Origin of the sequence: Candidatus Nitrotoga arctica, assembly GCF_918378365.1 — a bacterium.
In the GTDB taxonomy this organism is placed as follows: domain Bacteria; phylum Pseudomonadota; class Gammaproteobacteria; order Burkholderiales; family Gallionellaceae; genus Nitrotoga; species Nitrotoga arctica.
Window position 1 is genome coordinate 2,254,798 of record NZ_OU912926.1, and the last position, 24,260, is coordinate 2,279,057.

General features: G+C 49.6%; 19 protein-coding genes. 3 read left to right on the top strand and 16 right to left on the bottom strand.

Annotated features, from left to right (window positions below; translation table 11 throughout):
* Positions 1-67: 67 nt before the first annotated feature.
* Together pbpG and MKZ32_RS10380 are read right to left on the bottom strand one after the other, a co-directional pair.
* Entirely contained in the window at positions 68-967 is a 900-nt protein-coding gene (gene pbpG, locus MKZ32_RS10375; RefSeq protein ID WP_239797194.1) for a D-alanyl-D-alanine endopeptidase, read from the bottom strand.
* Positions 968-1,223: 256 nt separating this feature from the next.
* Positions 1,224-2,402: an MFS transporter gene (locus tag MKZ32_RS10380; RefSeq protein ID WP_239797195.1), complete on the bottom strand. Its 1,179-nt coding sequence runs from the start codon at positions 2,400-2,402 to the stop codon at positions 1,224-1,226.
* 114 nt (positions 2,403-2,516) lie between these two features.
* Here MKZ32_RS10380 and grpE point away from each other — a divergent pair, with 114 nt between their 5' ends.
* From grpE to dnaJ, 3 genes are all read left to right on the top strand, one after another.
* Positions 2,517-3,092, top strand: a complete 576-nt coding sequence (gene grpE / locus MKZ32_RS10385) for a nucleotide exchange factor GrpE (protein WP_239797196.1) — start codon at positions 2,517-2,519, stop codon at positions 3,090-3,092.
* 160 nt (positions 3,093-3,252) lie between these two features.
* Positions 3,253-5,196, top strand: a complete 1,944-nt coding sequence (gene dnaK / locus MKZ32_RS10390; protein WP_239797197.1) for a molecular chaperone DnaK — start codon at positions 3,253-3,255, stop codon at positions 5,194-5,196.
* Between the two features lie 354 nt (positions 5,197-5,550).
* A complete protein-coding gene (gene dnaJ, locus MKZ32_RS10395) occupies positions 5,551-6,681 on the top strand; it encodes a molecular chaperone DnaJ (protein ID WP_239797198.1) in 1,131 nt (376 codons plus the stop codon).
* A gap of 182 nt (positions 6,682-6,863) precedes the next feature.
* On the opposite strand, the gene MKZ32_RS10400 is transcribed toward dnaJ, so the two are convergent.
* The 14 genes from MKZ32_RS10400 to gyrA all read right to left on the bottom strand — a co-directional run bounded on the left by MKZ32_RS10400 (position 6,864) and on the right by gyrA (position 24,183).
* A complete protein-coding gene (locus MKZ32_RS10400; protein WP_239797199.1) occupies positions 6,864-8,768 on the bottom strand; it encodes an ATP-binding cassette domain-containing protein in 1,905 nt (634 codons plus the stop codon).
* Positions 8,769-8,937: 169 nt separating this feature from the next.
* On the bottom strand, positions 8,938-9,483 hold the full coding sequence (locus MKZ32_RS10405) for a peroxiredoxin (protein WP_239798136.1): 546 nt from the start codon (positions 9,481-9,483) through the stop codon (positions 8,938-8,940).
* A 397-nt stretch (positions 9,484-9,880) separates the two neighbouring features.
* Positions 9,881-10,804 (bottom strand): hypothetical protein, encoded by a 924-nt coding sequence (locus tag MKZ32_RS10410; protein ID WP_239797200.1) that lies wholly within the window; start codon positions 10,802-10,804, stop codon positions 9,881-9,883.
* A 22-nt stretch (positions 10,805-10,826) separates the two neighbouring features.
* Positions 10,827-11,252, bottom strand: coding sequence for an MnmC family protein (locus tag MKZ32_RS10415; RefSeq protein ID WP_239797201.1), 426 nt, complete (start codon positions 11,250-11,252; stop codon positions 10,827-10,829).
* Between the two features lie 280 nt (positions 11,253-11,532).
* On the bottom strand, positions 11,533-12,342 hold the full coding sequence (locus tag MKZ32_RS10420) for a hypothetical protein (RefSeq protein WP_239797202.1): 810 nt from the start codon (positions 12,340-12,342) through the stop codon (positions 11,533-11,535).
* Positions 12,343-12,549: 207 nt separating this feature from the next.
* On the bottom strand, positions 12,550-14,376 hold the full coding sequence (gene mnmC, locus MKZ32_RS10425; RefSeq protein WP_239797203.1) for a bifunctional tRNA (5-methylaminomethyl-2-thiouridine)(34)-methyltransferase MnmC2/FAD-dependent 5-carboxymethylaminomethyl-2-thiouridine(34) oxidoreductase MnmC1: 1,827 nt from the start codon (positions 14,374-14,376) through the stop codon (positions 12,550-12,552).
* Between the two features lie 235 nt (positions 14,377-14,611).
* Positions 14,612-14,902 (bottom strand): DUF3892 domain-containing protein, encoded by a 291-nt coding sequence (locus MKZ32_RS10430; RefSeq protein WP_239797204.1) that lies wholly within the window; start codon positions 14,900-14,902, stop codon positions 14,612-14,614.
* 158 nt (positions 14,903-15,060) lie between these two features.
* Positions 15,061-15,933: a prephenate dehydrogenase gene (locus MKZ32_RS10435; protein WP_239797205.1), complete on the bottom strand. Its 873-nt coding sequence runs from the start codon at positions 15,931-15,933 to the stop codon at positions 15,061-15,063.
* A 36-nt stretch (positions 15,934-15,969) separates the two neighbouring features.
* Positions 15,970-16,986 carry a 3-deoxy-7-phosphoheptulonate synthase gene (gene aroF, locus MKZ32_RS10440; RefSeq protein WP_239797206.1) on the bottom strand — a complete coding sequence of 339 codons (1,017 nt, stop codon included), beginning with the start codon at positions 16,984-16,986 and terminating at the stop codon, positions 15,970-15,972.
* Positions 16,983-18,113, bottom strand: a complete 1,131-nt coding sequence (gene hisC / locus MKZ32_RS10445) for a histidinol-phosphate transaminase (RefSeq protein WP_239797207.1) — start codon at positions 18,111-18,113, stop codon at positions 16,983-16,985. Before hisC ends, aroF begins: the two co-directional genes overlap by 4 nt.
* A 117-nt stretch (positions 18,114-18,230) precedes the next feature.
* Positions 18,231-19,298, bottom strand: a complete 1,068-nt coding sequence (gene pheA / locus MKZ32_RS10450) for a prephenate dehydratase (RefSeq protein WP_239797208.1) — start codon at positions 19,296-19,298, stop codon at positions 18,231-18,233.
* A gap of 19 nt (positions 19,299-19,317) precedes the next feature.
* Positions 19,318-20,502 carry a phosphoglycerate dehydrogenase gene (locus MKZ32_RS10455; RefSeq protein WP_239797209.1) on the bottom strand — a complete coding sequence of 395 codons (1,185 nt, stop codon included), beginning with the start codon at positions 20,500-20,502 and terminating at the stop codon, positions 19,318-19,320.
* Positions 20,495-21,577 carry a 3-phosphoserine/phosphohydroxythreonine transaminase gene (gene serC, locus MKZ32_RS10460; RefSeq protein WP_239797210.1) on the bottom strand — a complete coding sequence of 361 codons (1,083 nt, stop codon included), beginning with the start codon at positions 21,575-21,577 and terminating at the stop codon, positions 20,495-20,497. The genes MKZ32_RS10455 and serC overlap by 8 nt, the downstream gene beginning before the upstream one ends.
* 26 nt (positions 21,578-21,603) lie before the next feature.
* Positions 21,604-24,183 (bottom strand): DNA gyrase subunit A, encoded by a 2,580-nt coding sequence (gene gyrA / locus MKZ32_RS10465; protein ID WP_239797211.1) that lies wholly within the window; start codon positions 24,181-24,183, stop codon positions 21,604-21,606.
* Positions 24,184-24,260 lie beyond the last annotated feature (77 nt).

Sequence of the window (24,260 nt, forward strand, 5' to 3'; positions counted from 1 at the left end):
ACCTTACATATACATTAACTAATGTAGCCGTAAAACTTTTATCAAACTCTCTTTACGCACATTAAGGTTAACCACGCCGCGTATTTCGCCCACGACTAGCGGCGGCGCTTTCCATCCATTTCTTTATGCGGTTGGCATCACCAACGCGCGTATTCTTCCCTTGTGAATCCAAGAGCACAATGATCACCGGGCGGTGCATAATATGAGCATGCATCACTAGACAGCGCCCTGCTTCATTGATGTAGCCAGTTTTACTCACACCGATATCCCAAGATGCATTTTTCACCAACGGATTGGTATTTCCAAACCGCAGTGGGGGAAATCCAGGTGCTGCAACCAAATGTGACGCCGTCGTGCTGTATTTATGAATAAGCTTATAGTGTTGTGCTGCAATCAACATTTTTACCAGATCCTGCGCAGTGGAAGTATTGCCACTGTTCAAACCAGTCGCATCATTAAAATGGGTTTTCATCATACCCAGTTCGAGCGCCTTTGCATTCATCATTGCCACGGCTGCACTGGTACCGCCCGGATAAGTGCGCGCTAATGCAGCCGCTGCACGATTCTCAGAAGACATCAGCGCCAGATTGAGCAATTCGCCACGTGTCAGCGTCATGCCAATACGCATACGCGAATGACTGCCCTTGAGAATATCGAAATCAAACACGCTGATGGTAATTTTTTCTTCCAACGGCAACTCTGCGTCCAGCACCACAATCGCAGTCATCAGCTTGGTAATGGACGCAATAGGTACGACGGCATTGGCATTTTTGCTATATAGGGGACGTTGCTCCTGCTCGTCGTAAATCAGTGCAATCGATGAACTTAATTTGGGCGAAGAAGTGTACTTCAGCACCGTCGAAGTCAGATCGTCGACCTGTTTTTGGGTAATTGCCTTATTAGGTGCCGCCTGCACTACCAGTGCTGGCGCTAGCAGCAGCACCAGCATCATGAATTTTTTGCACATATCTTCTCCATCAGGGAAAACTACTAAGCGGAGCATACCGCAACATAACAATAAATCAAAGGGAAAGGCTCTTACAATCTCAAATGTGCCTGATGCTTGGCCATATGTCCAACAAGACCTAGACTTAAAAATATTATGTTTTTAATCAAAAAACTTATGCATGGCATAGTGATCTACATAAACGAAGCATGGCTACAAACCTTAGCGTCAAGTTAAGCGTTCTCTGAAGGAAGCCGATACCACACCTTGACACAAATCAAAGAGTGGCATCCGACGGACTCCTAGGCAATACCACTATCCTCAATTTCCATAATATCAACAATAATCCAAGCAACGCCGCTACGGCACTAAAGGAGTACATCACGCTTGCACCCCAGTGCTCCCATAGCGGGCCACTCAATAATCCACCCACCATGCCGCCCGCACCGTAAGTAATGCTACCAAACAGCGCCTGCCCCTTGGACTGATGCCGCCCGCGAAAAAATTGGTGTACCAGCGCCATAGCCACCGCATGAAAGGCACCAAAAGTAGCGGCATGTAATACTTGCGCAAACAGCATCAGCGACAGCAAGTCCACTCCCCAACCAATCAATAAAAAACGTAGCACTGCACCAGCAAAACTTGCAATCATAATTTTCGACAGTGTGAAACGTGACATTAGCCACGGCATAGCGAAAAATACTGCAATCTCGCAGATTACACCCAGCGCCCACAGCCAACCGACCGCGCTTTTCGAATAATCATTCTCCACCAGATAAATCGAATAAAAAATGTAATAAGGCCCATGCGCCAGAGCCATCAGGAAACATGCGCCAAACAATATCAACACTTGCGGCTGTAATACCAAACGCAGGATGGGCTGGCTGTCGGTGTGGTGCGCCAACACTTCGGTGGGTGGAATCTGACGCGCGAACAACAAAACGCCTAGTTTGATCGCCACACCTACCCACAATATCCATGCGATAGCGATGTAGTCAAACGCATAACCCAGCCCCAATACCGCCACAATAAAGCCAACAGAACCCCAAGAACGAATACGGCCGTAGCGCGCAGTGTGCTTGCCCAGATAGGTCAGCGTAGTTGCTTCCACCAGCGGCATGGAAGCACTCCAGAAAAAACTCATCACCATCATAACCAGCAACAAGCCCACAAATTCAGTCGTAAAGAATACCCCCAAGTAACTGAGAATACTGCACAGCGCCGCCAGTTGCACCACTAGCAAACGCTGTCCGGTATGATCGGCCAGCCAACCCCATAGTGCAGGAGACAACATCCGCATCACTGGCTGAGCCGACATTAAAACGGCAATTTGCATTGCATTGAAATGGATGGATTGCAGATACAAACTCCAGTAAGGCGCAAACATGCCCACAAAAGCAAAGTAAAAGAAATAAAACCCAGCGATACGCCAGTGATAGTTTTTATGAAGGGTCACAGCAATGTAAATGGGTTAAAACTGGGGGGCAATGTCCGCGAAAACGTATTATCTCACGTCAATAAAATAATATTGCGCAATGCTCTTGAAATCAAAAAAGTCGACCCCATTTTTATGCTACGCATTTTTGAAGAAATCATTTTGGAGAAGCAGATGGAACCCACCGAATCCTCATCCCAACAGCCTGAACAGGCTACCCAAGCTGAAGATACGCTTAACCCAGAGGTTATGCCAAGCATCGAAGAGATGTTGCAGCAAGCAGAGCGCAAGGGGCAGGAACACTATGACGCTTGGATGTACGCCAAGGCAGAAGGCGAAAATATTCGTCGTCGCGCGCAAGAAGACGTTAGCAAAGCCAAAAAATTAGCGGTCGAGCATTTCTCCAATGAAATGCTGATGGTGAAAGATAGCCTGGAAGCGGGATTAGCTGTTGAAATCGCCACAGTAGAAAGCTTCAAGAGCGGCATGGAACTCACTCTCAAGCAGCTCACTGCTGTATTCACTAAATTCAACATCAAAGAAATCAATCCGCTCGGTGAAAAATTCGATGCCCACAAGCACCAGGCCATCAGCATGGTAGATAGTGAGCAAGAGGCCAACACGGTAGTGAGCGTAATGCAGAAAGGCTATCAACTGCACGACCGGGTGTTACGTCCTGCATTGGTGATGGTGGCCAAGGCGAAGGAATAGCAACTCCATAACCAAGCAGCAGTTCGCTTCTTAAATAAATTGCATGTTCGCGGAGTTTTGCGAAAAAGTATCGTAACACTTGAAATACACATCTGCTGCCCACAGATTAATGCAACACAGGCAGCAAAGACTTTCAACATTACAACGAAAAGGAAACGTTATGGGCAAGATTATTGGTATTGACTTGGGCACCACGAACTCGTGCGTTGCTGTCATGGAAAACGGCAAACCTAAGGTGATTGAGAACGCCGAGGGTACGCGCACCACGCCTTCCATCATCGCTTACATGGAAGACGGCGAAGTGCTGGTGGGCGCGCCAGCCAAGCGGCAAGCAGTCACCAACCCAAAAAACACTCTCTATGGTGTCAAGCGGCTGATCGGACGCCGTTTTGAAGAGCCCATGGTGCAGAAGGACATGGGCATGGTGCCGTATGGCATCGTTAAGGCCAAGAACGGTGATGCATGGGTTAAAGTCCGTGACAAAGATATTTCCATTCCGGAAATTTCCGCACAAATACTCATGAAAATGAAAAAGACCGCCGAGGATTATCTAGGTGAGTCGGTCAGTGAAGCTGTAATCACAGTACCTGCCTACTTCAACGATAGTCAACGTCAGGCTACTAAAGACGCTGGCCGCATCGCTGGGTTGGAAGTAAAGCGCATTATTAACGAGCCAACTGCGGCTGCGCTGGCATTTGGTATGGATAAGCAGGAAGGCGACCGCAAGATCGCAGTCTATGACTTGGGCGGCGGCACTTTCGATATTTCCATTATCGACATCGCTGAAATTGACGGTGAACATCAGTTCGAAGTGCTGTCCACTAACGGCGACACCTTCCTCGGCGGCGAAGATTTCGACATGCGCGTAATTGAATTCCTGGTAGAGGAATTCAAGAAAGAAAGCGGCATCGACCTAAAAAAGGATATGTTGGCTCTGCAACGCCTAAAAGACGCGGCTGAAAAAGCCAAAATTGAGCTGTCTTCCGCACAGCAAACTGAAGTGAACCTGCCTTACATCACAGCAGATGCCAGCGGCCCGAAACATCTGGCCATCAAAATTACCCGCGCCAAGCTTGAAAGCCTGGTGGAAGAATTGGTCGCGCGTACCATAGCCCCCTGTAAGATTGCCATGAAAGACGCGGGCGTTTCCAATGCCGATATCGCCGATGTAATTCTGGTGGGTGGACAAACACGGATGCCGATGGTGCAGGAAAAAGTCAAGGAATTCTTCGGTAAGGAAGCTCGGCGCGACGTTAACCCAGATGAAGCAGTGGCAGTGGGCGCGGCCATTCAGGGTGGCGTGCTGCAAGGTGAGGTTAAAGATGTTCTGCTGCTGGATGTAACCCCACTCAGCCTGGGTATTGAAACCTTGGGCGGCGTAATGACCAAACTGATCAAGAAAAACACCACCATCCCGACCAAGGCCTCACAAATATTTTCTACCGCCGATGACAATCAGAGTGCAGTGACTATTCACGTGTTGCAAGGTGAGCGCGAAGTTGTTTCTGGAAATAAGAGCTTGGGACAGTTCAACCTCTCCGACATTCCACCCTCACCGCGAGGCATGCCGCAAATTGAAGTGACATTCGACATTGACGCCAACGGAATCCTGCATGTAGGCGCAAAAGACAAAGCGACCGGTAAAGAATCCAAGATTACCATCAAGGCCAATTCCGGTTTGTCTGAAGCTGAAATTCAAAAAATGGTACAGGATGCGGAAACGTATGCCGACGACGACCGCAAAGCAATCGAATTGGTTACCTCGCGTAATCAGCTGGATGCATTGATTCACTCCACGCAAAAGTCTATGAAGGAATATGGCGAACAGCTGAGTGCGGATGAAAAAGCTGCAGTAGAATCCGCTTTGAAAGAAGCTCAAGATGTAGTGAAAGGCGACGACAAAGACGTTATAGACGCCAAAGCTGAAGCACTTTCCACCGCTGCGCAAAAACTTTCAGAAAAGATGCACGCCGCTGAAGCTAGCCAGTCCCACCAGCCTGGTGAATCTGGGGCGCAAGGCGACAGCAAGAAAGATGACAGCGATGTCGTAGATGCCGAGTTCACCGAAGTAAAAGATGACAAAGCAAAAGACGAAAAGAAGTAAATATGAAATAGGATGAGAGATGTCTGAAGCGCAATCATCGCAACTTCGAAACTAGTTAATTGGCATTTTGAATATGCAAATAAAAATTATCTAAGGGTCATCTCTTTTTTCCGTTCTAAAAATATAATTAATTTGGCCCGATACAGCGATATCTGCTCTTGGTTATCGCTGTTATTGGTTCTCTGCTGGAATTGAATACATCAACCGAGCTAACTCCAGCTTGGTCTATCGAAAAAACGAACAAAAATGGATGCTATTTCTGGATTTGTCATTAAGCTAATGACCTCAATATAGAGACCAATTACGTAAATCTTAAATCATTAACTCCTTAACCCCTTTTCGCTTCATGCAAAAATGAAAAAACGTGACTATTACGAAGTATTAGGCGTCAACCGCGACGCGTCAGAAGATGACATAAAAAAATCTTATCGCAAGCTGGCAATGAAGCATCATCCTGACCGTAATCCGGATAATCCCAAAGCTGAAGAGCACTTCAAAGAGGCCAAAGAAGCTTACGAGATCCTTTCCGATTCGCAGAAACGCGCGGGTTATGACCAATTTGGACACGCCGCTGCCGATGCCGGTATGGGTTCAGGAGGATTTAGCGGCGGTTCATCCAGCTCCCATTTCGGCGATATTTTTGGTGATATTTTTGGTGCCGGAATGAGCGGAGCAGGCTCACGCGGAAGCAACCAAATGCACCGTGGCGCCGACCTGAGCTACAATCTGGAAATCACGTTGGAACAGGCTGCACGCGGTACCGAAACGCAAATTCGCATACCCACCATGACCAAGTGCGATACCTGTCACGGCAGCGGTGCCAAGCCAGGTACGAGTACGACGACCTGTACCACTTGCGGCGGGCATGGGCAAGTACGCATGCAGCAGGGGGGATTCTTTTCTATCCAGCAAACTTGTCCGCGCTGCCATGGCAGCGGCAAATCCATTATATCGCCGTGTGGTTCTTGCCACGGCACAGGCCGCATCAAGCAACATAAAACACTGTCTATAAAAATTCCAGTCGGGGTTGACAACGATGACCGCATCCGTCTGTCCGGCGAAGGAGAACTCGGCAGCAACGGAGGTCCACCCGGCGATTTGTATGTGGTCATCCGCATCACGTCGCACTCGGTATTCCAGCGCGATCATAACGACCTGCATTGCGAAATGCCGATCAGCTTTGTTGTTGCGGCGCTGGGTGGCGAAATCGAAATTCCTACGCTGGATGGTTCAGCACGCATCAAGATTCCAGCTGAATCGCAATCCGGCAAAGTCTTCCGTCTTCGCGGCAAGGGAATCAAAGGGGTACGCAGTTCAACCTTTGGCGACCTGCACTGCCACGTGATGGTAGAAACCCCGGCCAATCTCACTGATCGGCAAAAGGAATTACTACGCGAATTTGAGCAGATAAACGAAGAAGATAGCGCACGCCATAGCCCGCGCGCGAAATCTTGGATGAACAAAGTTAAAGAATTCTTCGGATAATAAATATTGATCCGGCACGAATTGAACTTGACTGCCGTTCGTGCTGAGCTTGTCGAAGCATAAGAAGCCATTCACATTTCGACAAGCTCAATGCGAACGACTTCTTTGATAAACGGTTACGGATCAATAAGTTGATTAGTTTTCATCAGGATATTTTAAATAGGTGATATTGCCGATAAATTTTATCGGCTCTCTAACTCTTCCCAGCGCGCCATCAGTTGCAACAACTCGTCCTCGATAATAGCGGTGCGTTCCTGTAGCTGCTTGGCGTGGGCAGGATTATCACGGTAGAGATTGCCCGCGCCCAAAGTGGCAGCAAGCTCTTCCTGCTCTTGTTCCAGAGATGCAATTCGCTGCGGAATCTGCTCTAGCTCACGCGCTTCTTTAAAGCTCAACTTGGTAACAGGTTTGGATTGAACTTCAGTCTGCGACGATGGCTTCGCGGGTACAGCGGCTACATTTACGAGCGTTCGCTGCCCGGCCTGCTGCTTCTTTACGCGTACCCAATCTTCATAGCCACCGACGTATTCCATCAATTTGCCATCGCCCTCAAAGGCGATAACCTGAGTCACCACGTTGTCGAGGAAAGCACGATCGTGACTGACCAGAAACAGCGTGCCATCGTAATCGGCGAGCAGGTCTTCCAGCAGCTCCATAGTTTCAATATCGAGATCATTGGTTGGCTCGTCCAGCACCAACACATTAGCCGGACGGCTGAACAGGCGCGCCAGCAGCAAGCGGTTGCGCTCGCCGCCGGACAAACTCTTTACCGGTGAGCGAGCACGTTCCGGCGCGAATAAAAAATCGCCGAGATAGCTAATGATGTGCTTGCGTACGCCACCAATTTCAATGAAATCAGCGCCCTGGCTGATGGTATCGGCCAGCGTAGCCTCTTCATTCAGTTGCGCACGCAATTGATCGAAATATGCCACTGCCAGCTTGGTGCCCAGATGCACCTTACCGCTATCCGGGGCTAATTCGCCCAAGATAATTTTGAGCAGCGTGCTCTTACCAGAACCATTGGGGCCTAACAGACCAATCTTGTCGCCGCGTTGAATGCGGCAAGTGAACTCTTTAATGACTTGCCTGTCACCGAATGATTTGCTGATGTGCGACAGTTCCGCCACCAGCTTACCGGATCGGTCGCCCGCCTCCAGACTCATTTCAACTTTGCCCACACGCTCACGCCGCGCACTGCGCTCACGCCGCAACTGCTCCAGCCGCCGCACGCGCCCTTCATTGCGCACGCCTCGTGCTTTAATGCCCTGACGTATCCATACTTCCTCCTGCGCCAGCACTTTATCGAACTTGGCATTGAGCACCGTTTCGTCCTGCAACATAAGCTCCTTGAAGCGCAGGTAAGCCGCGAAATTACCGGGGAAACTAGCAAGATTACCGCGATCTAATTCGATTATACGAGTAGTGACATTATCCAAGAAACGTCGGTCGTGGGTCACGAACAATACGCTGCCGCGAAAGTTGTTAAGCAAGCCTTCCAACCATTCAATGGACGAGAAATCAAGATGGTTGGTGGGTTCATCCAGAATCAAAACATCCGGCTCAGCCACCAATGCCTGCGCCAGTGCCACGCGCTTGCGCACGCCACCAGAAAGATCACCCACACGACTGTCGGCATTCAGCTCCAGACGTTGGATGGCAGTCTCAATGCGCGCCTGCACCGCCCACCCATTTTGCGCTTCAAGCTTTGTTTGCAGCGGTTGCATTGCCTCCAGCAAACTTTCGTAATCGGCATCCGGTTCGGCAAGTTGATGCGACAAATGATGGTAATCGGTAATAATTTGTTGTAGCTCACCCAGCCCGCGCGCAACTTCGTCAAACACAGTCGCTTCAACGTTTAATTCTGGTTCCTGGCTCACATAACAGATACGCACACCGGGTGCGCGCCATACCAGGCCATCGTCTAACACAGCCTGTCCGGCCAGCACTTTTAACATACTGGACTTACCGCCGCCGTTGCGCCCGATCATGCCGGCGCGCTCACCTTCGTCCAGTTGGAAATTTACATGATCAAGCAATGGTACATGGCCGTAAGCAAGCGCGGCCTTATCAAGAGTAATGTATGGCATCAGGTATTATATTTTTGATTAGCGAAGAAGGATTAATAGATAAACGAAGAACGCACCGGCCATAGCGCAATAGAAAAAAACATGAGCGCCACAACGAGGTTCGGCAACCGCGATAAAATTATGACAGAAACGAATAACGTCGCAGCCAGAATGTTGCTGACAGGATTTCTCATCCCTTTCCAGCAGCCAATAATTTATTTAAATCCTCAATAATTTCTTTCGAATGACGCGACGTTTCTACCTTGTCATACACCTTGCTAATTTTACCTTGCGGGTCAATCAAAAAAGTATATCGACGCGCCACCTTGAATATCCCAAGATTCCGTAGCACGGCATAACGCGTAGTCACCTCGGCGTTCTTGTCCGCCAGCAACGGAAAGGGAAGAGAGTATTTCTTGGCAAAATCGGCATGACTCTTGCTGTCGTCCACGCTGATGCCTACCACCTGAGCACCGAGTCTAGTTAATTGATTCAGATCGTCACGAAAGTTGCATGCCTGCTCAGTGCAGCCTGGCGTATCATCCTTTGGGTAAAAATACAGCACTAACCACTTGCCGTGAAAATCCGCCAAGGTATAAATCTTTCCATTCTGGTCGGGTAGATTGAAATTTGGTGCGGATTCTCCAATTTTCGGCAATTCGCCCGCACGTGCCAACTGGCTTGCTATCAGCAATGCTAATATGCTCAATATACCAAATATTATCAATATCTTAATGTTATTCTCCTCGTGTTTATTTTCAGGCAAAACTCCGAAGCCACAGCAATTACCCACCATAGAGTCGGTATCTAGCCCAACACCGTAATGATACCAGCCGAACGCTATATCGCGCTTGTACTCAATACAACAGAAGCCAACGTTTAAATATGTTGTAGGGGACAAATAAACTGTGCGGATTTGTAGCACATGATTTGTCCGAGTGAAATTGCTACAGAAAATTCGAAAAATGAGCTTTCTGTACCCAGATTGAGTTCTCAAAATATGGAGGCCCAAAGTGCATGGGCACTTCCTTGACGGGATTTTAACCCGCTAACTAACTTCTTTTACTGCAAACGTCTGGCCCTATTTATTCTTATTTGTTTTCGAAAGAAGGGCATATCTCAATCCCGGCAAGCTAGGCTTCGGGAAGTTCAGTTATCGAAACCTTCTGCCCGCCAGTATCATCCATAGTCGCGACGAGCAAGACAAGCCGACCGTGGGCAATTGTCTTTCCCCAGCTGACGTGAACACCTCCAAGCTTGGCACGGTGCATGGCGAAGGGAGCAATCTTGAATTCGCATTGGCCAATAATGCGGAACGACGAAATTGGCCGAAGAACAAGGGGATCAAGCTTCTTCATGAAGAGTGGCCTCTTCAAAGCATCGTGCGGCGGCTCGCAACGAAATTCGAACCACGTGTGCTCCTCTTGTCCTTCAGCGAGGAGATAGTCACGGGCGGAGTTCGAATTTGCGACTGCTTGAACGTATTCGGTTGCTTGGCAGAGCTCGCTACCATCTTCAATATAAAGGAGGTTGTCCTGCAGGAGTACGACCGTCTCTTCGGGAAGACTGTCGGTCGCCAATACGGTGGCGGTGACCTTTGTCGGAGTAATTGAGACTGTCTTCGTCCAAAGCGTTCCATTGGCACCAATTAGTGAAGGAAAATCGATACTATCAACGTCTTCAAGGGAGAATGTCTCAATACCATATGCCTCTGCGACACGGCGAGCTTCCGGAGTGAATCCGGACTTGGAAGCAAGAATCAGTGCGTTTGTAGGGAGCCGCTCATGTTTCGTACACAATGCATCGACCCACTGTACATCGGCTGGCCGTTTGTGGTCACGGCACTCAACGCAAACCATCACGGCCTGGCCGCCAACTCGCCCTTCGATGCAGACGTCAACTTCGCGTCGCTTCTGAGTAACGCGGTCTCGAAGCATCTTCGATTCGGTAACCATCGCCCCAGCCGCAAGATTTGTCCGTACGAGGTATACGAGCTTCTGGAATTCGTTTGTTCGCTTTGGCATGAGAGATATTTTTAAAATTAAAGGGGCAAACACTGATCATTCATAGCGCTTAGCATCATAATCCCAATTCCTCTTGTCCTACGTCGTGCGCTGGAGCCAATGCATTTACCACTCCCAATGGCAATGGCAATGGCAACAATTGTCCTCCACATGCCATTGCCGCAATCAGTTCACCAGAATGCCCAGCAGTTATCAGGCCGCGAGTTCCATGCCCCGGCAATAATTCACCCACTAACGGCATGGCCCCGGGAACCGAAGCTCTCACTGATGCGCGACCGTTCAGTTGCTCAACATTTAATGAATCAATATTCATCGATTTGGCTAGTGCGGGAGATATGCCTACCAGCATGGACAAATTCTCTGCATGATCGGATGCCCGCACATCCACTGCCTCATCGTTAAAACCATGCATCGCTCCCAGCACGTGCAGCTCTCCGGCGGATGGAGCAAGATATCCATTGGCAGATACAATCGTCCGCAAATTTTCGCTATGCGGTAGCAGGCAGCAAAGTGATCTGCCCACGCACCGGCGTCAGAGGAACGTGTGACAACGGCGCAAACGATTTCACTTGATAACCCGTACAAACCCCACCACTACTTGGGCCTCATCAGACCATGGTTGTTGGCGCTCGTCTTTCCCCTCTACCCGCCAGCCGGACTCTATCGCTGTCAAGGATTCTGCGTGACAACCGTTACACTGCACGATGGCTGGACTCTGCCAATGCTGGGAATAAGCGACAAAGTTGTCGTGCCCGCAATAATCACACCAACACAGATGATTTTTTTTTGAAGCTGATGCTTTTTTCCATGCGCTGTGCCACGAATAAGCGAAATTCCTCCATCACCATGACCAATTCTTCTGCCGATGCAGGGATAGGATGCGACGCTTCGACAAATTCGATCTCAATAATTCCGTCATATGCCAATGCTGCTCCTAAAAAGAGCAGAGGGATGGTTGCTTTGTACGCATATTCAAAAATATTAGGGGATAAGAACAAAAAGTCATTTTGAAAATTGTCATCTGTTGCATGGTCGCAATAAACCAGAACAATTTCATCTTTGGCTAGTGCTTTGCGGACTTTGATGAAGGATTTTGCATCAGATTTAATCAGGCGTAGGGGCTCAGTGCAGCCCCAATTCCAACCATAGGCTTTTTTTCTGGAACCGCCATTAGAGATACTCGTAATTGGTATTCCGTGTTTTTCTAGAAAACCAAATACAGCCATGGTTAGACCAAAATGAGCGCTACATAGTATGAATCCACCGTATTTGCGGTGATATTCCAAGAGCGTCCGTTCGTTAGGGCTACGGAGGGGGATTTCGATATAAGCGTAGCGAGTTATGGCAGAAAGAATAAATTTTAAGAGCGCTGTTTTACTGAGGAGTGATTTTTGGGGTCGACGAAAAACCCAGCGATCAACAAAGACGGCAAAAGGGAAAAGCCATTTGACCCAAAGGAGTGCCGCCCAATAGCGCTGTTGAGGATTGCGCAGCTTGGCAATAATAAACCCTGAAACTGCGATGAAGAATTCAATGAGTTGCTTGAATAGTTTCTTTATTGTTTCCCGCATTTGTATGGGACTTGTGTTTGGGTTAAACAAAAATGTTTGAGCATGAAGGCCCTTGCTTCAATCATAAGCCTAAAGTCATAAAATTAAAGGCCAAGCATGAATTATTCATAGCGCTTGTCATCCTAACCCCAATTCCCCTTGCCCTACTTCGTGCGCTAACCATGATTTTGATCTTTGCATAGAAGCGTGAATTCATCAATCGCTCGCCTACCCTACAAACCTCGGCACAGGAACCAATGCATTTACTACCGCCAATGGCAGTGGCGACAAATGTCCACATGCAATCGCCGCAATCAATTCACCGGAAAGCCCGGCAGTTATCAGACCGCGCGTGCCATGACCCAGACTGGTATACAAGCCCGGCAATAATTCGCCCACCAACGGCATGGCTCCGGGAACGGAAGCTCTCACTGATGCACGTCCATTTAGTTGCTCAACATCTAATGAACCAATATTCATCGACTTGGCTAGTGCCGGGGATATGTCCGCCAGCGTGGACAAATTCTCTAAATGATCGGATGCCCGCAAATCCGCTGCCTCGTCATTGAAATCATGCGTCGCTCCCAGCACGTGCAGCTCTCCGTCTGATGGAGCGATATAGCCATTGGCAGATACAATCGTTCGCAGATTTTCGCTATGCGATGTAGCAGGCAGCAACGTGATTTGCCCTCGCACCGGCGTTAGAGGTAAATGTGACAACGGCGCAAATGATTTCACCTGATAACCGGTACAAACCACCACTATCTGAGCCTCATAAGACCATATCTGTTGGCGCTCGTCTTTTCCCTCTACCCGCCAGCCGGACTCTACCGCTGTCAAGGATTCCGCGCGATAGCCGGTACGCTGCACGATGGCTGGGTTCGCTGCCAATGCTGCGCACATCTGTGGCGGAACCAGCCAGCCACCGGCGGGAAACCACAGACCGCCATGTGCCAACTCGATACCAGCTAGCTTAGATGCTTCAGCCGCGTCCACGCGACGTAATACATGCGATGGCCAATCAAGTGCCGCCAGCCGGTCGATCCGTTTCGCTTCTTGTGCAGAAAATGCTAGCTGCAGTTCTCCGCATTCCGCACGAGCGATCCCGTTAATGGGAAGCTTTTCATCCAGCAAGGCGAGCGCATGCCCATAGGAGGCCAACAAAAATCGTTGCAACGGGTTCATGCCTGCGCTTAACCGGATATGCAATATTCCGCGCGAATTGCCCGATGCCGCCGCAGCCAATACCGGTGCACTTTCGATCAGGGTAACGGAGACTCCGCGCATCGCCAATGCTGAAGCAACCGCACAGCCGGCCACACCTCCGCCGATCACGATGGCTTTTGTTACAGTAGCCCGCACTGGTGGCGAACCGGGAAGGTGACCTTGCAGCATTTCACGTTTGCGTCCGAAGCCTGGAGATTTTCGGACCTGAAATCCCGCTTGTTCCAAACCACGCCGTACCCAGCCGGCACAAGTATAGGTGGCAAATGAGGCACCTGGCTGAGAAATTCTCACGATGCTCTCGAATACCTGCTGCGTCCACATTTCGGGATTACGTGCCGGTGAAAAACCATCCAGAAACCATGCATCAATGCCACCGCAGCTTTCCGTTAGCGCATCGACTACGTCACCTATCACCAGCGTAAGACGTATCTTTCCACCGGCAAAACACCACCGATTCCAGCCGGGCACGCGGCGGCGCCAACGGGCAAGGAGTTCATTCGCATACTGCCGCAACATGGGCCACAGTGCCAAAACATCGGCCAGCTCTTTCTCATCAAGCGGATATTTTTCGACGCTAAAAAAATCCAGGCTACTATTGGATGGAGCGACCTCATCGAACAATTGCCAAGCACAAAAAAAATTCAACCCAGTGCCGAATCCTGTCTCGCCAATGGCAAAACACTCCCCGCTTGATAAAGATGCAAAACGTTCAGCCAGCCGATTGCCTTGTAGAAAAACGTGGCGTTTTTCTTCCAGTCCGGAATCATCTGAAAAATAGACATCGCTGAAACGGCGGGAAAAAGGCTGTCCGCCCTCCCAGTTAAGCATGGCAGAAGAATTCAACAATTGCTCGAACTGGTTACAGGCAGCTTTAACGGCTCAACAAAAGTGGGGGTCATCTTGATGCTTGAGGAAATAAGGTAGTTGTCATGTACATGAAGATGTGTGCAAATGTTTGTTAAGGAAGTTTGCGGTATGAGATGAAGGTCATCTCTGAATATTCTGATCCATTAACTAAATTTCCAGCCTTCATAAAAAAGACAACTGCCTTGTTAAATAGAATTTATTTCTCTGGTGGACACTCACGTATGCTAAGTAAATTAACTGGCTGCTCCCCATCGTGATCAGTTTTTAAATACTTTTGTCCAAGTGAACTAATAGCGACAACTACCCAAAATGGATACCCCCCTACATGAGCATAAAATCGCCATTTACCAACTGCAATACCCTCAATTGCCTCCTCCACGGATATTTTCCAGCGAACTCCTTCAGCATCCACCCCACCTATAAATTGAATGCGCTCATGTGCAAGTTGACTGTTATTCTTTTTAATACAGGTAACTCGTAAGTCCATGCTTTTCTCCTTATAACCATCTTTTGAAACGGCATGAAAAATCACTCATACAGAAATTATTGTTCAATTCACACAACAGACTATTATTTACAATTTACAAATTATTTCAAGTTGCCACTCGCATTACGATAGGGACTTTCTCAATAAATTTGGACGATTTATTGCGAAGTCCAATTGCTGCGCACCGAACGGGCAATGCTGAATATTTCTTCCAGCTTGTTGCCATCGGCTTCGGCAAGCGCATTACGCAAAGTTTCTAGTTCACTCATGTAGCGGCCCATCTCTATCAACAACGCATCGCGGTTGGCCAAGCTGATATCACGCCACATTTCCGGCGAGCTTGCTGCAATGCGCGTGAAATCTCGGAAGCCACTAGCAGCAAAAGAAAGTAACAAATCGCGGTTTTCGCGCTGTGCCAAGTCGTGTACCAATGCAAATGAGAGCAGGTGCGGCAGATGACTGACAGCGGCAAACACTTCGTCATGCTGTTTCGGCGTTAATTCGCTCACCAGCGCGCCACACAATTCCCAGGCTAATCTTACACGCGCCACAGTATCAGTGGAGTTTTCCGGCAGCGGAGTCAATATTACTTTTTTATTTTGATACAGATCAGCACGCGCCGAGGTAGCACCACTTTGCTCGCTACCTGCAATAGGGTGTGCCGGTATAAAGCGGGAAATATGCGCGGCCAAATGTTTATAAGCATCATTAACAACATCGCACTTGGTGCTGCCGCCATCAGTAATAAGTGTATGAGCACCCAGATGCGGCGCGATGCGAGCCATGATCTCGGCCATTTGACCCACGGGCGTTGCCAGCAATACCAGATCGGCGTCGCCCAGCTCTGCCGCAAGATCAGAACCGCTGCGGTTGATAATACCGAGTTGTTGCGCTTGTACCAGCGTCTGCGCGCTGCGCCCGAAACCGACCACTTCATCCACCGCATTCATCCGCCGCAAAGCAAGCGCAAACGAGCCGCCGATCAGACCGACGCCGAAAATAACAACCTTGCGAAACAATGGTTTTGTCACGACTTTCCCCACCTCTCCCGCTAGCGTGAGATAGGATTAGAGTGTGCGTCCAATCGCTGTAGCGATACCGCCCAACACGCCCATCAACTTCTTCAACTCTTGCGGAGTCAGCGCCTGATCGGCATCGCACCAAGCCTCACTCGGATTTGGATGCATCTCTACCAACAATCCATCCGCCCCCGCCGCAATCGCTGCCTGCGACAGCGCCGCGACCATCCATGCCTTGCCGCCGGCGTGTGAAGGATCGACTATTATCGGTAAATGGGTTTCTTTTTTCATTACCGGAATGGCGGTCACGTCAAGCACGTTGCGGTAATAAGTTTCAAAAGTACGGATACCACGCTCGCAGAATATGATGTTATGGTTGCCGCCGGCTGCAATGTATTCTGCCGCCATCAGCCACTCGGAAATGGTAGCCGACATGCCGCGTTTGAGAATGACTGGTTTGTTGATACGACCCACTTCTTTGAGCAGATCGAAATTCTGCATGTTACGAGTGCCGATCTGGATTACGTCGACGTCATTTTCAAGAAAGGTATCCAGCATGCGGACATCCATTAGCTCAGTCACAATTGGCAGCTTGAATTTGCTGGCTGCCTGACGGAACATATCCAGCCCTTCAACACCCTTGCCCTGAAAAGTGTAAGGGCTGGTACGAGGCTTAAATGCGCCTCCACGCATCAAACGGCAGCCTGCCTCACTCACGTACTGGGCGGACAAGTCCATCTGCTGCTGAGTTTCTACTGAGCACGGGCCGGCAATAATCTGGATTTGCTTGCCGCCCAGCTGGATGCCGCCGATATCAATCACTGTGTTTTCAGGATGAGATTCGCGCGATACGATCTTATATTGTTTGACTATGTGCATTGCCGACTCCACTCCAGGCAATGGGGTAAACATTTCTTCGGTCAACTTGCGCTCATCACCAATAGCACCAATCACTGTGCGTTCAATGCCTCGAGAAATATTGGCATCCAGCCCGGCATCCTTGAGCTTTTTTACCACCACGCTTATTTGATCGTCGGTAACATCCTTGTTCATTACAATAATCACGCTGCTTCTCCTAACGCCTGCGCCAGCGCAGACAGAAATTTCTCATTTTCACTTTCCAGACCAATGCTCACACGCAAATAATCCGGCATACCGTAGTTTGCAATCGGCCGCACAATCACCCCCAATTCCAGCAGGCGACGATACATCTGGCCCGCCCCTTTTCCCCCACTCTCGGCGGGATTCGCAATACGGCAACAGACGAAATTTCCATAAGAGGGAATGAACTCGAGACCTAATCGCTTCAATCCTTGCGTAATCTGGTTCATGCCAGCCTGGTTCAATTCGCAAGTTTGCCTTACAAAATCCTCGTCCTGTAACGCCGCTACAGCAGCAGCCTGCGCTACGCTGTTGACATTGAACGGTTGCCGCACCCGGTTCAACATGTCCGCTACCAACTCACCTGCCAATGCATAACCCACGCGTAAACCGGCCAAACCATATGCCTTGGAGAAAGTGCGGGAAATGATCAAGTTGGGAAATTCGCGCAACCAGCTCACACTATCGTAACGCAAATTTTGCGGTAGATATTCGTTGTATGCCTCATCCAACACTACCAACACCTGCGGCGGCACTGCACGCAGAAAATCCAGCAATTCCACCGCACCGAGAAAAGTACCCGTGGGATTATTCGGATTTGCGATGAACACCATCTTCACCTTATGCTGCACCGCAGCTTGCAGCATTGCGGAAAGATCGTGGCCAAACCCTTTAGTAGCTGGCACGCTGATGCCGGTAGCGCCTGCGGCTTGCGTAGCCAGCGCATATACCGCGAAAGCATGATCAGCATAAACCACCTTGTCGCCCGGTGCGAGGAAAGCGCGTGCGGCCAATTCCAATAAATCATTGGAACCATTTCCCAACACAATGCATGCAAATTCAATCTGATATCGTTCAGACAATGCTGTCTTCAGATCGAAACCACTGCCATCGGGATAACGCGCGATGTCGCTCATCGCCGCATGCATCGCGGCCATAGCTAGGGGGCTGGCACCGAGGGGATTCTCATTGGACGCCAACTTGACGATGCCACTGATACCGAGCTCCCGCTCCAGCTCGGCAATCGGTTTGCCCGGCTGATAGGGCGCTATGGCGCGAATATAGGGAGGGGCTAGCTCACTGTAGTTCATTTAATACCTTAATTAATTTCGTTTCTGTCATTACCAATAGAAGCAGGCACTCAGTCATTGATAGAACTAAATTTCGTCTTCACGGAATAACGATATTTTTAAATTACACAAACGGTTTTATAGGGTAGCCGGGTAGGAACCTAGTGTTTTTACGAACGCGGCAACTTGCTTTAATTCAACCAGTGCGGCCGCCACTTTGGGTTCATGCTGATGCCCTTCAATATCCATATAAAACACATATTCCCACACGCCGGAACGCGCCGGGCGAGATTCCAGCTTGGTCATACTGACGTCATTTTTGGCCAGCGGCGCTAGCAAATCGTAAACCGCGCCCGGACGATTAGGTGCGGACAGGACCAGTGAGGTTTTATCCTTGCCGGATGGCGCCACCTCCTGATTTCCGATGACCAAAAAGCGCGTGGTATTGCGCGCGTCGTCCTCAATATTTTCAGCCAATAATGGAATGCCGTAACTTTTGGCTGCCTTTGCGCTTGCGATCGCCGCACTATCTTCCTGCTGTTCCAAAGCCAGAAGAATCGCCTTGGTATTGCTGCCAACTGGCACGCGCTCAACATTAGGCAAATTCGTATTCAGCCAGACTTGGCACTGCCCCAAAGACTGTGAATGCGAAAACACACGCTTGATGGCAGAAAGGTCAGTTACCCGCGACATCAAGCATTGATGCACCGGCAACATTACTTCACCACACACCTTGAGCGGGCTTTGCAACAACAAATCCAGCGTACGCCCGATAGCACCCTCTGTGGAATTTTCCACCGGCACTACCCCATAATGTGCCTTGCCGCTTTCTACAGTTTGAAAGACTTCATCTATCGAAACACACGGCTTACTCAGCACTGCGTGACCAAAACGTTTCTCTACTGCTTCCTGGCTGAAAGTTCCACTGGGTCCTAAATATGCAACACATAGCTGCGTTTCTAATGCACGGCAGTGAGACATGATCTCGGTAAATAATTGCGTGATACTCTGATTCGGCAAAGGACCAAGATTGTTGCTAACCATACACTGCAATATCTGCGCCTCGCGCTCTGGCCGCAACACCGTATTTTCACCCTTAAGATGACCGATTTGACTTGCCAGCGCCGCGCGCTGGTTGAGCAACTTGAGCAAATCTTCGTCAATCCAGTCGATTTGATCGCGGTATTTCTTGAGTTCATCACTCATTACTCATACATCCTATTGCTTAAGCATCCAAGGGCAAGTCGCGTACCATGAGCACACCCGGAATGGCGGCAAGCTGCGCGATCATCTCAGGAGGGGTGGCGATATCTGTATCGACCAGGGTATAAGCCATCTCGCCACGCGACTTGTTTATCATATTGTGGATATTAATGCCGGCTCCGGCCAATGCAGTAGAAATCTGTCCGAGCATATTCGGCACGTTGGCGTTAGCGATGGCGATACGGAAAGACGATTCACGCGGCATATTTACAGTCGGGAAATTTACCGTATTGTTCAAGTTACCGTGCTCCAGATAGTCGCGCACTTGCTCCGCCACCATTACCGCACAATTGTCTTCAGCCTCTTGCGTGGACGCACCCAGATGAGGCAGCGCAATAACTGCCGGATTGTCCTGCGTCTTCTGCATGGGAAAATCGCAAACATAATAGCGAATACGTTTGGCGGCGATACCCGCCAGCACTGCGTCTTCATCCACGATACCATCACGCGCAAAATTCAGCAGCACGCTTCCTGGTTTCATCGCTTGTACGCGCTGGTCATTAATCAAACCTCGTGTAGCATCCAACAAGGGAATGTGCAGAGTAACGAAATCGCTCTGCTTAAGCAGATCTTCTATGCTGTGCGCTTTCTTCACCTGCGAAGGCAGTCCCCAGGCTCCTTCCACGGTAATGTCAGGATCGTAACCCACCACTTGCATGCCCAAGCCAATGGCGGCATCCGCCACCAGACGGCCAATGGCGCCCAAACCAATAATGCCCAAGGTACGACCACGCAATTCAATACCTGCATAATGCTTTTTGCCATCCTCGACCAGCTTGTGCAGCGTAGCGTCATCACCCTTCAAATTGGCGGTGAAATGCAGCGCAGCAATCATATTGCGCGAAGCCAGCAACATACCCGCGATAACCAACTCCTTCACTGCGTTGGCATTAGCACCCGCAGCGTTAAAAACCGGTACGCCTCGCGCATTCATCTTTTTAACTGGCACATTATTCGTACCAGCGCCCGCGCGGGCGATGGCTTTCACACTAGCCGGAATGTTCATCTCCAGCATATTGTGCGAGCGCACCAGAATCGCATCGGGTTCTGTAATATCGCTGTCAACGATATAATTTGCAGCGGGCAAGCGGTTTAGACCTACCGTTGAAATTTTATTTAACGTCAGTACCTTAAAAGTTTTAGCCATGTTGCTTTGCAAAATGTGTTATGAAATCAACCAATGTCTGCACACCTTCCAGGGGCATCGCATTGTAAATGGAAGCGCGCATACCACCGACAGAGCGATGTCCCTTCAGTTGCAATAGACCGTGCGTATCTGCCTGTTTGAGAAACTCGCCATCCAGACTGGCATCTTTCAGGGTAAACGGCACGTTCATGCGTGAACGATCCGACTTGACCACCGGGCAATTGTAAAAACCGTTGCTAGCGTCAATCGCCTGATACAGCAGGTTTGCTTTGCTGATGTTGGTCTGCTCCATCTGCGCTAATCCGCCATTGCGCTTGAGCCACTGAAATACCAGCCCGGCCATGTAAATGCCGTAAGTGGGAGGCGTGTTATACATTGATTCATTGTCAGCATGGATCTTGTAATCCAGCATAGTAGGCGTGCTCGGTGACACATGACCAATCAGGTCTTCGCGTACGATAACAATACACAATCCAGCCGGACCAATGTTTTTCTGCGCTCCAGCATAAATCAGGCCATATTTAGATACATCAATCTGGCGCGATATAATGTTAGATGACATGTCTGCAACCAAAGGAATTCCACCGGTTTCCGGAACCCAATTGAATTCGACTCCGCCTATCGTCTCATTCGACGTGTAATGCAAGTAGGCTGCATTTGGATCACATTGCCAAGTATCAAACGCCGGCACATTAATGAAATTCTTGTCCGCGCCACTGGCCACTATATTTACATTGCTAAATTTTTTAGCCTCGGCTATCGCTTTCTTGGACCACTCACCAGTATTAACGTAATCAGCAGAAGACTTGCCACGCAACAGATTCAGCGGAATCATGGCGAATTGCAAATGCGCCCCGCCTTGCAGGAATAGCACCTTGTAATTAGTCGGGATAGCAAGCAAACCACGTAGGTCACTTTCCGCCGCAGCTGCGATACCCATGAACTCTTTGCCGCGGTGGCTCATTTCCATAACTGACATGCCACTGCCATGCCAGTCCAGCAACTCCTCACGTGCCTGTTGCAATACCTCATGCGGTAATACTGCGGGACCTGCGCTGAAATTATAAATTGTCATAACTTGTTTATTCTTTAATCTGGTCTTTAATCTGGTTTGATTAAATGGGAAAGATCTTCCGGCTCAGGATCGGCAATGCGGCTCAAGCCCGCCAGTTTGTCGTCTTTGCCTAAATTAATTAATGTCACGCCTTGCGTAGAACGGCTCATTTCACGGATTTCCTTGACGCGAGTGCGGATTAGTACGCCATTCGTACCAATCAACATGATTTCATCTTCCTCGTTTACCAGTGTAGCCGCGACAACCTTGCCATTCCGGGCAGAAGTTTGAATCGCAATCATGCCCTGAGTACCACGACCATGGCGTGTATATTCTGAAATCGGCGTGCGCTTGCCGTAGCCGTTCTCGGTCGCAGTTAATACCGCCTGGCTTTCATCGCCCGCCACCAGGAGCGCAATTACATGGTGCTTCGCGGCCAGCTTCATGCCGCGCACACCGCGCGACACACGCCCCATGGAACGTACATCATTTTCGTCAAAACGTACCGCTTTGCCACCATTGGAAAATAGCATTACGTCATGCTTGCCATCAGTCAATGCCACGCCGATCAGATAATCGCCTTCATCCAGGTTGATGGCGATGATGCCAGCCTTGCGCGGGTTGGCGAAATCAGATAACGCGGTTTTTTTCACCGTGCCTTTGGCGGTGGCAAAAAATACATATTGATCGTCCGAGAATACTTTTACCGGCAGAATCGCGTTGATCTTCTCGCCACTTTCCAGCGGCAACAGATTAACAATTGGCCTGCCGCGGGCAGTACGGGCACCCTGCGGTACGTCGTATACCTTGATCCAATACACTCGGCCCCGGCTGGAGAAGCACAGAATATAATCGTGCGTATTAGCGATAAACAGGTTATCTACAAAATCGTCCTCTTTAGGAGGAGCAGCCTGTTTGCCACGACCACCACGCTTCTGCGCCACATATTCCGCTAACGGCTGTGCTTTCATGTAACCGCCATGCGACATCGTAACCACCACGTCTTCCGGCGTAATCAGGTCTTCCATACTCATATCTTGTGTATGGGTGACAATTTCGCTACGGCGCTTGTCGCCGTATTGCGCTTTAATCGCAACCAGCTCGTCAATGATAATTTGCGTTACGCGCTCTGGCTTGGCCAGGATATCGAGCAAATCGATGATCTTATCCATCACTTCGCGATATTCGCTTACAATTTTATCTTGCTCCAGCCCGGTTAAACGCTGCAAGCGCAGCTCCAGAATAGCTTGCGCTTGCATGTCCGAAAGCCGATAGGCGCGCTGCTCACCCTGCCCTGACATACCGAATTCCGGCGCCAGACTTTCCGGACGCGATGCATCGCTAACCCGGCTTAGCAATTCCTCAACCAGTGTCGATCGCCATGATCGCGCCATCAAACCCTGCTTGGCAATCGCAGGCGTCGCGGCCGCTTTAATCAGCGCAATAATTTCGTCGACGTTGGAGAGTGCAACTGCCAAACCTTCCAGAATATGGCCCCGATCCCGCGCCTTGCGCAAATCAAATATCGTACGCCGCGTTACCACTTCGCGCCGATGACGCAGGAAGGCATCCAGGAATTGCTTCAAGTTAAGCAGCTTGGGCTGGCCGTCGATCAAGGCCACCATATTCATGCCGAAACTGTCTTGCAGCTGGGTCATTTTAAACAATTGATTGAGTATTACTTCCGGCATTTCATTGCGCTTTAGTTCAATCACAGCACGCATTCCGGACTTATCCGATTCGTCGCGAATTTCGGAAATTCCCTCAATTTTCTTTTCGCGCACCAGCTCGCCTATCTTCATTAGCAAGGTGGCTTTATTCACTTGATAGGGCAATTCATCAATAATGATGGCTTGGCGGTTATTCCCCTTTTCGATATCTTCGAAATGAGTGCGCGCGCGCATTACCACGCGTCCGCGACCAGTTCGGTAACCTTCTTTTACCCCGGCCAAACCATAAATAAAACCCGCTGTTGGAAAATCAGGTGCTGGAATAAATTCTATCAATTGCTCGATATCCAGATCAGGAGTTTTCAGTAGCGCCAGACAGGCATCAATCACCTCGCCTAGATTGTGCGGTGGAATATTAGTCGCCATACCGACCGCAATACCGGTTGAACCATTGACCAAGAGATTAGGGAAACGCGCCGGGAACACCAGCGGCTCATGCTCGGAGCCATCGTAATTGGGTCCGAAATCCACGGTCTCCTTATCCAGATCTGCCAGCAACTCGTGGGCAATACGCGCCATGCGAATTTCGGTATAACGCATCGCCGCTGCGTTATCACCGTCCACCGAACCAAAGTTACCCTGACCGTCCACCAAAGGATAACGTAGCGAAAAGGTCTGCGCCATACGAACGATAGTGTCATACACCGCCGTATCTCCATGCGGATGATATTTACCGATCACATCACCGACAATACGCGCCGATTTTTTGTAAGCCTTGTTCCAGTCGTTGGATAGTTCGTGCATGGAAAACAACGCGCGGCGATGTACCGGTTTAAGTCCATCACGCACATCGGGCAAGGCGCGCCCAACAATCACGCTCATTGCGTAATCGAGATACGACTTGCGCATCTCCCCTTCAAGACTGACTACCAGAATTTCTTTAGCGAATTGTTCCATAGGTATAGCGGATGCTCTAAAATTTCTTGTAAAACAATTCGTAAGTTTAACATGCCCATCTCAAGCGAGCCAAAACA

What these genes read in the sequence shown, in the direction of transcription:
- MKZ32_RS10420 (WP_239797202.1), bottom strand. Translation starts at nt 12,342, where the DNA reads ATGCGGGAAACAATAAAGAAACTATTCAAGCAACTCATTGAATTCTTC.
- MKZ32_RS10430 (WP_239797204.1), bottom strand. Translation starts at nt 14,902, where the DNA reads ATGGACTTACGAGTTACCTGTATTAAAAAGAATAACAGTCAACTTGCA.
- mnmC (WP_239797203.1), bottom strand. Translation starts at nt 14,376, where the DNA reads ATGCTTAACTGGGAGGGCGGACAGCCTTTTTCCCGCCGTTTCAGCGAT.
- grpE (WP_239797196.1), top strand. Translation starts at nt 2,517, where the DNA reads ATGCTACGCATTTTTGAAGAAATCATTTTGGAGAAGCAGATGGAACCC.
- pheA (WP_239797208.1), bottom strand. Translation starts at nt 19,298, where the DNA reads ATGAGTGATGAACTCAAGAAATACCGCGATCAAATCGACTGGATTGAC.
- pbpG (WP_239797194.1), bottom strand. Translation starts at nt 967, where the DNA reads ATGTGCAAAAAATTCATGATGCTGGTGCTGCTGCTAGCGCCAGCACTG.
- gyrA (WP_239797211.1), bottom strand. Translation starts at nt 24,183, where the DNA reads ATGGAACAATTCGCTAAAGAAATTCTGGTAGTCAGTCTTGAAGGGGAG.
- dnaJ (WP_239797198.1), top strand. Translation starts at nt 5,551, where the DNA reads ATGAAAAAACGTGACTATTACGAAGTATTAGGCGTCAACCGCGACGCG.
- serC (WP_239797210.1), bottom strand. Translation starts at nt 21,577, where the DNA reads ATGACAATTTATAATTTCAGCGCAGGTCCCGCAGTATTACCGCATGAG.
- hisC (WP_239797207.1), bottom strand. Translation starts at nt 18,113, where the DNA reads ATGAACTACAGTGAGCTAGCCCCTCCCTATATTCGCGCCATAGCGCCC.
- MKZ32_RS10455 (WP_239797209.1), bottom strand. Translation starts at nt 20,502, where the DNA reads ATGGCTAAAACTTTTAAGGTACTGACGTTAAATAAAATTTCAACGGTA.
- MKZ32_RS10400 (WP_239797199.1), bottom strand. Translation starts at nt 8,768, where the DNA reads ATGCCATACATTACTCTTGATAAGGCCGCGCTTGCTTACGGCCATGTA.
- dnaK (WP_239797197.1), top strand. Translation starts at nt 3,253, where the DNA reads ATGGGCAAGATTATTGGTATTGACTTGGGCACCACGAACTCGTGCGTT.